Source organism: Allobosea sp. 2RAB26, from assembly GCF_052115465.1.
Lineage (GTDB): Bacteria > Pseudomonadota > Alphaproteobacteria > Rhizobiales > Beijerinckiaceae > Allobosea.
In genome coordinates, this window is sequence record NZ_JBFRGS010000024.1 from 65134 (window position 1) to 74675 (window position 9542).

Here is a 9542-nt window from a genome sequence, read left to right on the forward strand (position 1 = left end):
AGATGTCAGGATCGGCACGGCCCGTGCTCAGCTCTCTTCGCTATGCCCGCGCCGGATGCGTCGGACCGCCGCCCAGACCCCGATGAGGGCGATGGGTACGAAGAGCGCTGTCGCCATGCCGAGGTCGATGGGCAGGAAGCCGGCATCCTTCGCGCCCTTGGCGAGGTAACCGAAGAGGCTGACGACGTAATAGCCGATCGCCGCGACCGAGAGGCCCTCGACCGTCTGCTGCAGCCGCAGCTGGAGGCGGGTGCGCTCGTTCATGGCCGCCAGCAGGTCGCGGTTCTGCTGCTCGAGTGCGACATCGACGCGGGTGCGTAGCAGATTGGCGGCGCGCGCGAGTTTGCGCGACAGGTCGGTCTGGCGCTCCTGCAGCATCTGGCAGGTGCGCATCGCCGGCGCCATCCGCCGGGACAGGAAGGCTGCGAGCGTCGGCCAGCCGGCATGCGGCGTTTCGCCGATCGCGATCAGGCGCTGCTGGACGATGTTGTCATAGGCGCGACTCGCACCGAAGCGATAGTTCGTGGACGCCGCCTCGGATTCGAGACGCGCGGCGAGCGCGGTCATCTCGTCGAGCAGCGCATTGTCGGAGACAAGGCCCTCCGTCGCCGTCATCGTCGAGGCAATGCGCACCAGCGTTTCCTCCGTGGCACGCACCGATGGGCCGATGCGCTGCGCCTCCGGCAGGCCGAGCAGAGCCAATGTCCGATAGGTTTCGATCTCCAGAAGCCTCTGGGTCAGGGCCCCCGAACGGGACGATGTCAGTTCGCGGTCAAGCAGGAGGATGCGGACGAACCCGCCGGCACTGACCCGGAAATCGGTTGCCGCAACGGCGCTTGCATTATCGACGAGCGATGCGGCGAGGCTCGCAGGATCGAAGATCGCATCCAGCTCCCCAGCCCCGATCGCGGGCAGGAGATGGAGGTCGATCGAGACGAGGTGCGGGCCGGGCTGCGGCAACTCGTGCATGGGATGCTGCAGATCGATTGCCGTCGGAACGAAGGCGGAGCGTTCGGGCGATGGCAATTCCCAGCTATAGGTCGTGAACTCGCTATGCTGTTCCCAGCGCAGGCCAATCTCCGCGAGGCGGGCGCGGTGATGCTTGGCGCCTTCGGCCAGGGGCGTCACACCGCGCTCGGAACAAAATCGAGCCAAGGCGTCGCGGTCTGCCGCCGCTTGAGCCGCATCGGTCAGGAAGGCGAAATGCAGCAGGCGGCGCGGGGTCTCGATCGGCGCGAAGGGGCGGGCGTGGACCTCGGCGAGAATGACCTCGCGGTCGGGGTGCGGTACGAGGCCGCCCTTCTGGTGCTCGATCATGTCGCCCCGACGCCCGTTCGACCGCTCCCGATAGAGGCAAGACTGCCGCAAAGTCGCGTGCCCGGCCAGATGGGCATGGTGCCGCAAGCAGGGAGGGAAGAATGCTGCCGACAGGATCCGGCAGCATGATGTGCCAAGTTCTGAAGAGAGAACCCAGGAGCCAGCCATGCCCCTGCCCAACCGTGTAAGGCCCGACGGCTCGCTCGCCCGCGACCCTGCGCGTGGCCTGCTGTTCGGCAATCGCGGCGGCCGGTTTCACGATCCGCAGACGCAGGCCGCGCCGATCCGGTCGCACGCCACGCGGCAGTGGATCTGTTGCGTGCTCTCCTTCAAGGGGCGACGGCGACAGGTCTGGGGCAAGGGTTACACCGAGCTGTTCTTTTGCGACGAGGTGACGGCGCTTGCGGCCGGGCACCGGCCCTGCATGGAGTGCCGGCGGGCGGATGCGCTCGGCTACCGTGCGGCGCTGGTCCGAGGCCTCGGCCTCATGTCCGAGCCGCTCTTTCCCGAGATCGACCGGATTCTGGATGGCGAGCGCCGGATCGGACGAGCCAAGCAGAAGCACCGGCTTCAGGCCGATCGATTGCCGGACGGAACCATGATCGAGGCTGGGGCCGGCGATTGGCTGGCCTTGCGCGGTGAGGCCGCGCTGCTCTGGTCTCCCAACGGATATATCGAGCGACGGCGGCGGGCGCCCGGGACCGTCCTGGTACTGACGCCGCCTGCGACCATCGCGGCCCTCGCGCATGGCTATCGTCCGCTCTGGCATGGAAGCGCGACGCTGTTTTCGTGAGGCTGCGCCCGAGGAAGCGAGGAGGGAGCGGCCGGAACCTTGGGCAGCCTCAGGACGTTGCTCCAGCACGATCATTCATAAGGGGCTGTCCCAATGCGTTCGATTGCACTTTGGCTGCTTGGCGTGCCGATTCCCGTCATCATCCTGCTCTGGTTCTTCATGCGCTGAGACGAAGGGCCAGCGAGGATTGGGGATGGCCGGGCTTGTCCCGGCCATTGGCATTTTACTGCTGACGAAATCAGTCAGTCGTCATATGATCTGCTGACGTGCTCGCGGCGCATGGCGGCGCGGTCGCATCCCTCCGTCGCTTCCCCTATATCGTGGCCATGTCCATCATCCGCGTTTCCAACCTGTCCAAGACCTACGCGTCCGGCTTCAGCGCACTGAAATCGGTCGATCTGGAAATCCGCCGCGGCGAGATCTTCGCCCTGCTCGGACCCAACGGTGCCGGCAAGACGACGTTGATCAGCATCATCTGCGGACTGGTGAACCCGACCTCCGGCAGCGTGCTCGCCGATGGTCATGACATCATCAAGGACTATCGGGCCGCGCGCGCGCGCATCGGGCTGGTGCCGCAGGAGTTGACCACGGACGCCTTCGAAACCGTCTGGGCTACGGTCAGCTTCAGCCGGGGGCTATTCGGCCTGCCGCGGAACCCGGCCCATGTCGAGCGCGTGCTCAAGGATCTCTCGCTCTGGGACAAGCGCGACAACCGGATCATGACGCTCTCGGGCGGTATGAAGCGGCGTGTGCTGATCGCCAAGGCACTGGCGCATGAACCCCAGATCCTGTTCCTCGACGAGCCGACGGCCGGCGTCGATGTCGAGCTCCGCCAGGACATGTGGAAGCTCGTCCGGCGCCTCAGGGACGACGGCGTCACCATCATCCTGACCACGCATTACATCGAGGAGGCCGAGGAGATGGCCGACCGGATCGGCGTGATCAGCAAGGGCGAGATCATCCTGGTCGAGGACAAGGCCGAGCTGATGCGCAAGCTCGGCAAGAAGCAGCTTTCGCTCTCCCTGCAGGAGCCGCTTGCCGCGTTGCCGGAGGGGCTTGCGGCCTATGATCTGGCGCTCGCGGCCGAGGGCGAGGAACTGGTCTATACCTATGACACCAAGGCGGAGCGGACCGGCATCACCGCGCTCCTGCAGGATCTCGCGACCGCAGGCATCCGCTTCAGGGATCTGCGCACCAGCCAGAGCTCGCTGGAAGACATCTTCGTGAGCCTGGTGAGGGAGCGGCACTGATCATGGCTATCAACCTCCACGCGATGCGCGCGATCTATCGCTTCGAGATGGCGCGCACCTGGCGTACGCCACTGCAGAGCATCGTCTCGCCGGTGATCTCGACCTCGCTCTATTTCATCGTCTTCGGTGCCGCGATCGGTTCGCGCATGCAGGCGATCGACGGCGTCGCCTATGGCTCCTTCATCGTGCCCGGCCTGATCATGCTCTCGCTGCTGACGCAGAGCATCGCCAACGCCTCCTTCGCGATCTATTTCCCGAAATTCACCGGCACGATCTACGAGCTGCTCTCGGCGCCCGTGGCGTGGTGGGAGGCGGTCATCGCCTATGTCGGCGCGGCGGCCACGAAATCGATCTTTCTCGGCTTGATCATCCTGCTGACGGCGACGGCCTTCGTGCCGCTCAGGGTCGAGCATCCGGTCTGGATGTTGCTTTTCCTGTTCCTGACCGCGATGACCTTCAGCCTGTTCGGTTTCATCATCGGCATCTGGGCCGACGGTTTCGAGAAACTGCAAGTGATCCCGCTGCTCGTGGTGACGCCACTGACCTTCCTCGGCGGGTCGTTCTACTCGATCGACATGCTGCCGGGATTCTGGCGGACGGTGGCGCTGTTCAACCCGGTCGTCTACCTGATCAGCGGTTTCCGCTGGAGCTTCTTCGGCGTTTCCGAGGTCGGCATCGTCGTCAGCCTGGGAATGACGCTGGTCTTCCTCGCCGCCTGCATTGCGACGGTCGGCTGGATCTTCCGGACCGGATATCGCCTGAAGACCTGAGCCGGCCTCAGGCCGCCTTGACGTCAGAGAAGAAGGTCTCGACGGCACCCCGCAGCGTCTCCGCCTCACGACTCAGGCTTTCGGCCGTCTTCAGAACCTGACTTGCCGAAAGCATGGTCTCCTCGGATGCGGCGGTGACCCCCTCCATCTTGCGCGAGACGCGGATGGTGCCATCCGACGTTGCCTGCGCATTGCGGGCGATCTGCGCCGTTGCCTGCATCTGCTGCTCAGTCGCCCCTGCAATCGCCACGGTGTGCTGGGCCACTTCGGCCATCACCGCCGCGATCGCTTCGATTGCGGCGACTGCGCCGCGTGTCTCGGTTTCGAAGGCCGCGATCTGGGCGGCGATCTCATCCGTCGCTTGGGACGTCCGGCTCGCCAGGGTCTTCACCTCGCCAGCGACGATGCTGAAGCCGCGCCCGGCCTCGCCGGCACGTGCCGCCTCGATCGAGGCGTTGAGGGCGAGGAGATTGGTCTGGGCAGCGATGTCGCGGATCATCGAGACGATCTTGCCGATTTCTTCGGCGGCATAGGTCAGGTTGGCGACATTCGCGCTCGCGCTGGTGGCATCGCGCGCAGCATTGCCGACGACGCCATTGGCCTTGGCGACCCGCCCCGTGATCTCTGCGATCGAGCCGGAGAGCTGTTCCGAAGCCGCGGCAACATTGCGAACGCTGTCGGCGGCATCAAGGCAGGCAGTGCGAGCGTCTTCGGCCTGCGAGGTTGCGGCCGTCGCTGCATCGTTCAAGGTCCGGGCCGTGCTCTCCATCTGGCTCGAACCGGATCTCACCGTCTTCAGCACGGCGTCGATCCTGGCATCGAAGCTGCGGATGAGTTCGTCAATCCTGATCTGACGCTCGGCACGGGCGGCCTCGGTCACCCGGGCGGCGCCTTCGAGCTCGGCGCGCGCCATGGCGTTGTCGCGAAAGACGACGACCGAGCGGGCCATATCGCCGATCTCGTCCGGGCGTGCCGCCAGAGGAATTTCGGCGACCGGTTCCGACTGTGCCAAGCGGCGCATCGTTGCCGCCAACCGCCTGAGCGGCTGTGAAACGCGCCGATGCACGATCCAGAGCGCGAGAGCGAGACCGGCCGCGATCATCAGAGCGCCGATCAGCGTCTGCCGCCTCGCGCTGCTGTCCTGCAGCGCGTCGAGGCGGGAATCGATGATGCGGCTGTTGACGTCGTTGAGAACCGCGATGTGTTTCAACGCTTCGTTCAGTGCCTTGCGGTTCGCCCGGTTGACCTCGTTGTTGCCGTGCCTGTTTGCTGCGGAGGGGCCCTCGATGCGTGCGAGCCGAACCGTCTCCCGCCGGAAGCGGATGAATTGCTCGATCTGGTCGGAGACAGCGGCAAAGGCTGCGCCGTCCTCTGCCTGAACGAGAGGGCGCCAATCGTCCATGACCTCATGGATCTGGGCAAGATCATCCAGGAGTGGCTGGGCGAAGCGCTCGGCATCGGCAGAATCGCGGCTCATATAGAGCCCGCGCGTTTCCATCACGACGGCGTTGACCAACCCGTTGATCCGTTCGGCCATCAGCACGCGGCGCGATGCGAGCTGCATCTCGTCCGTCATCGCCGCGTAGCGGCCAAGCGCCTGGACCCCGAGGATGGTTGCCAGGGCGGCAGTGACGGCGAGAAGCAGGACGGCTCCGAAGATCTGGCTGGAAATCTTGCGCAGGGACGCCATCCGCTCGTGGGTTGAAGCGCCGGCCGCAGCTGGCGCAGATGTGATCGCGGCGCCGGATGATGGCTGCGAATGGTTAATCCATGGTGATCTGCGGGCCCATCAGGTGGCGCGGCTGGCGTCGAAGTCGCGTTGCGGATCATTGACAGCGGGCGCCCTTCCTGTCTTCACACCGACATGACCGATATTTCCATCCTTGATGCCCCGGCGACCGCCGTCGCGCCGCATGCGCGCCGGCGTACCTTCGCCATCATCTCGCACCCGGACGCCGGCAAGACGACGCTGACCGAGAAGCTGCTCTATTTCGGCGGCGCGATTCAGCTCGCGGGCGAAGTGCGCGCCAAGGCGGGCCGCCGCCAGACATCATCCGACTGGATGAAGATCGAGCGTCAGCGCGGCATCTCGGTCGTCACCTCGGTGATGACCTTCGAGTATGGCGGGCACGTCTTCAATCTGCTCGACACGCCGGGCCACGAGGACTTCTCGGAAGACACCTATCGCACGCTGACGGCGGTCGACTCCGCGGTGATGGTGATCGACGCCGCCAAGGGTATCGAGGCGCGGACCAAGAAGCTGTTCGAGGTCTGCCGGCTGCGCGACATCCCGATCGTGACCTTCATCAACAAGGTCGATCGCGAGACGCGCGATCCCTTCGACCTGATCAACGAGATCGAGACGACGCTGGCGCTCGACGTCGCGCCGATGACCTGGCCGGTCGGGCGCGGGCGCGACTTCGTCGGGACACTCGATTTCGCCTCGAATACCTTCCGTCGCAACCAGAAGGGCGACGAGAGCGACGCGGGAACCCCCGTTGCGGGCGAGGACGATCCGCTCTTCGACGAGCTCCTGCCGAACGGCCTTGCCGAGACCTGGCGCGAGGAGGTTTTCCTGGCGCGCGAGGGCCTGAAGCCGTTCGACCTGGAGTCCTTTCGCGAGGGCCATCTGACGCCGGTCTATTTCGGCGCGGCGCTGCGTGACTATGGTGTGCGCGACCTGATCGACGCGCTCGGCCGGCATGCTCCGAGCCCACGCGCCCAGGTCGCGGACAAACGCGCGGTGGAGGCGGAAGAGCCGAAGATGACCGGCTTCGTCTTCAAGATCCAGGCGAACATGGATCCTAACCATCGCGACCGCATCGCCTTCATGCGGGTCTGCTCGGGCAAGCTTTCGCGCGGCATGAAGGCGAAGCTGGTTCGCACGGGCAAGCCGATGCCGCTGAACGCGCCGCAGTTCTTCTTTGCGCGAGACCGCTCGATTGCCGAAGAGGCCTTTGCCGGCGACATCGTCGGCTTGCCGAACCACGGTACCTTGCGCATCGGCGATACGCTCACCGAGGGCGAGGACATCGTCTTCAAGGGCGTGCCGAGCTTCGCGCCGGAAATCCTGCGCCGCGTCAAGCTCAAGGACGCGATGAAGGCGAAGAAGCTGCGCGAGGCCCTGCAGCAAATGGCGGAGGAGGGGGTCGTCCAGCTCTTCCTGCCGCATGACGGCGCTCCGGCGATCGTCGGCGTGGTCGGCGCATTGCAGCTCGACGTGCTGAAGGAGCGCATGGATGTCGAGTATTCGCTGCCCGTCGATTTCGAGCCGTGCCAGTTCGCGATCGCGCGCTGGGTCTCCTCGGACGATCAGGCGGCGCTCGCAAAATTCGTCGCGCTGAAGCCGTCTTCGATGGCGGACGATCTCGACGGCGACCCGGTCTTCATGGCCTCGTCCCAGTTCACGTTGAAATACGATGCGGAGCGCGTCCCGGAGATCACCTTCTCCGACGTCAAGGACTATCAGAAGGTCGCGAAGGCCTGAGATTCTCCCTCTCCGAGGAGAGGGAGAAGACAGGACGGGGATCGGCGACGCGCCTCATCCCCGTTGTTGCCTCTTGAGGATGCGGCGCGGCCGAGCTCTGCGCTCGCGCGGGCCGACCAGCGGGCTTATCCCGCGCGATTGCCGGAGACGATCGCCAGGGCCTCGACGAAGCGATCGAGATCCGCCTCCATGATGTAGGGGGCCGGCGAGATCCGGATCGTATTGCCCTTGGCGACGCCGCCGCGGCGAACGGTCATCACCTTGTGCTTGTCGCGCAGCTCCGCAACGATCGCATTGGTCTCCGCAGGGCTGCGCTTGCCGGCCAGGGCGAACGAGGTGATGCCGGCCACCATGCCGGGATCGTCCGGGGTCTGGATCTCGACGCCTTTGAGTTCGCGTGCCTTCGCGACCCAGTGATTGCGCAGGTGGCGGTAGCGCGCCTCCTTGGCCTCCGGGCCGATCTCCTGATGCAGGGCGAGTGCGGCAGGGACCGCGAGCTGCGCTGCGAAGTTCGGCGTGCCGGTATGGATCCGCGAGCGGACATCGTCGGCCTTGAAATCCTCGTCGGCCATATAGGGATCGATATCGCCGAGCCGGTCCTTAGCAATGTAGAGCAGGCCGACACCGAGCGGCGCGCCGATCCATTTGTGCAGGTTGAAGCCGATGAAATCGACGCCGAGATCCCGGGCCTGAAAGGCGACCTGGCCCCAGCTATGGGCCGCGTCGAGGATGACATCGGCGCCGCGCGCCTTGGCCATCGCAGCCAGTTCCTTGACCGGCATCATCAGCCCGGTGCGATGGCTGATATGGGTCAGCAGGAGAAGCTTCGTCCTGGGATTGGCCTTGAGCGCTGCGTCATAGGCGTCGAGCACGGCCTGGCGCGTGGCGGGCTCCGGGATGTCGAACCTGACGACATCGACACCGCGCCGAGCCTTCAGCCAGTTCATCGCATACTGCATCGAATCGTAGTCGAGATCGGCATAGAGCACGGTGTCGCCGGGCTTGAGCTTGTTGTAGCCGGAGATCAGCGCCTGCAGCGCCTCGGTTGCGCCCCGCGTCAGCGCGATCTCCTCGCGCGCAACGCCGAGGAATGCGGCGAGTGGGGTGCGGACATTGTCGAGATCGGCGCCGATCCTGCTGCGGGCATAGACCGTGTTCTCGAAGTTCACGAAGTCGGTCAGGCGCTTGTACTCGGCCTTCACCGGCTCGGCCATGATGCCCCAATAGCCGTTCTCGAGATTCACCATGTCGGGCGTGACGCTGTAGAGGCCGCGCACGATGTTCCAGTAGCTCGTGTCCGTGCCGGGATTGACGGTCGGAAATGCCGGCAGGCTGCGCGCGGCGGCAGGCATCGGCTGCGGTATCAGCGCTGCGGCGCCAAGGCCGAGCAGAAGCGTGCGGCGATTCGTTTCGAAGGCTTGGCCGGTCATGAGCGTCATCTCCTCGCTGATGCCGCGCAGAGCTAACGATGGGCTGTTGCAGACCTGTGACGATCCACCGGATTGATCGTGGGCCTTGTCCCCCAGCGGGCTCGGAAGCACCGGGTCGGGCTACCAGCGCGCTCAGGTTTCGCGGCCGCACCCGAACACGGCCCAGAGATTGGCTCCCATGGCTTCAGGACGCCCGAGGAAGAGGCGGGCCATGCCCTTCGTGCGCTGCAAGCGCGCGCAGCCACGACACCATTCAGGGCGACGGCATGCGTTCCCACGGCTGCGGCCTGTTCCAGCCCTGAAGCTGCTGGAACGACCGGCAATTCGGGACCCTTTCCGCTGCCGGTCAAAGGCGGTGGAAACGTATGGCCCGCCCCGTCTGCAAGCTGTTTGGCGATCTGATTTGAGCAGTCTGCATCAACGTATCCGGTCTCAGGATTGAACCTGGCCAAGATGGAGATCCGCGCGTCCCAGGCCTCATAAAGGGGCCGGCAT

7 protein-coding genes are annotated in these 9542 nt (G+C 65.4%); 4 read left to right on the forward strand and 3 right to left on the reverse strand.

The genetic code is table 11. The annotated features are described in order from the left end of the window. Positions 1-27: 27 nt before the first annotated feature. Positions 28-1317 (reverse strand): DUF3422 family protein, encoded by a 1290-nt coding sequence (locus AB4118_RS30215; protein WP_441493226.1) that lies wholly within the window; start codon positions 1315-1317, stop codon positions 28-30. Positions 1318-1483: 166 nt separating this feature from the next. Here AB4118_RS30215 and AB4118_RS30220 point away from each other — a divergent pair, with 166 nt between their 5' ends. From AB4118_RS30220 to AB4118_RS30230, 3 genes are all read left to right on the forward strand, one after another. Continuing rightward, a complete protein-coding gene (locus tag AB4118_RS30220; RefSeq protein ID WP_441493227.1) occupies positions 1484-2110 on the forward strand; it encodes a hypothetical protein in 627 nt (208 codons plus the stop codon). A gap of 326 nt (positions 2111-2436) precedes the next feature. Further along, positions 2437-3360, forward strand: a complete 924-nt coding sequence (locus AB4118_RS30225; RefSeq protein ID WP_441493235.1) for an ABC transporter ATP-binding protein — start codon at positions 2437-2439, stop codon at positions 3358-3360. 8 nt (positions 3361-3368) lie between these two features. Continuing rightward, a complete protein-coding gene (locus AB4118_RS30230) occupies positions 3369-4130 on the forward strand; it encodes an ABC transporter permease (RefSeq protein WP_441493236.1) in 762 nt (253 codons plus the stop codon). A 7-nt stretch (positions 4131-4137) separates the two neighbouring features. Here AB4118_RS30230 and AB4118_RS30235 read toward each other — a convergent pair whose 3' ends face one another. Beyond that, entirely contained in the window at positions 4138-5820 is a 1683-nt protein-coding gene (locus AB4118_RS30235; RefSeq protein ID WP_441493228.1) for a methyl-accepting chemotaxis protein, read from the reverse strand. Positions 5821-5994: 174 nt separating this feature from the next. On the opposite strand from AB4118_RS30235, the gene AB4118_RS30240 reads away from it, so the two are divergent. After that, positions 5995-7617 carry a peptide chain release factor 3 gene (locus tag AB4118_RS30240; RefSeq protein ID WP_441493229.1) on the forward strand — a complete coding sequence of 541 codons (1623 nt, stop codon included), beginning with the start codon at positions 5995-5997 and terminating at the stop codon, positions 7615-7617. Positions 7618-7742: 125 nt separating this feature from the next. On the opposite strand, the gene AB4118_RS30245 is transcribed toward AB4118_RS30240, so the two are convergent. Next, positions 7743-9047: an aminotransferase class V-fold PLP-dependent enzyme gene (locus AB4118_RS30245; protein WP_441493230.1), complete on the reverse strand. Its 1305-nt coding sequence runs from the start codon at positions 9045-9047 to the stop codon at positions 7743-7745. Positions 9048-9542: the final 495 nt, after the last annotated feature.

What these genes read in the sequence shown, in the direction of transcription:
- AB4118_RS30235 (WP_441493228.1), bottom strand. Translation starts at nt 5,820, where the DNA reads ATGGCGTCCCTGCGCAAGATTTCCAGCCAGATCTTCGGAGCCGTCCTG.
- AB4118_RS30245 (WP_441493230.1), bottom strand. Translation starts at nt 9,047, where the DNA reads ATGACCGGCCAAGCCTTCGAAACGAATCGCCGCACGCTTCTGCTCGGC.
- AB4118_RS30220 (WP_441493227.1), top strand. Translation starts at nt 1,484, where the DNA reads ATGCCCCTGCCCAACCGTGTAAGGCCCGACGGCTCGCTCGCCCGCGAC.
- AB4118_RS30240 (WP_441493229.1), top strand. Translation starts at nt 5,995, where the DNA reads ATGACCGATATTTCCATCCTTGATGCCCCGGCGACCGCCGTCGCGCCG.
- AB4118_RS30225 (WP_441493235.1), top strand. Translation starts at nt 2,437, where the DNA reads ATGTCCATCATCCGCGTTTCCAACCTGTCCAAGACCTACGCGTCCGGC.
- AB4118_RS30215 (WP_441493226.1), bottom strand. Translation starts at nt 1,317, where the DNA reads ATGATCGAGCACCAGAAGGGCGGCCTCGTACCGCACCCCGACCGCGAG.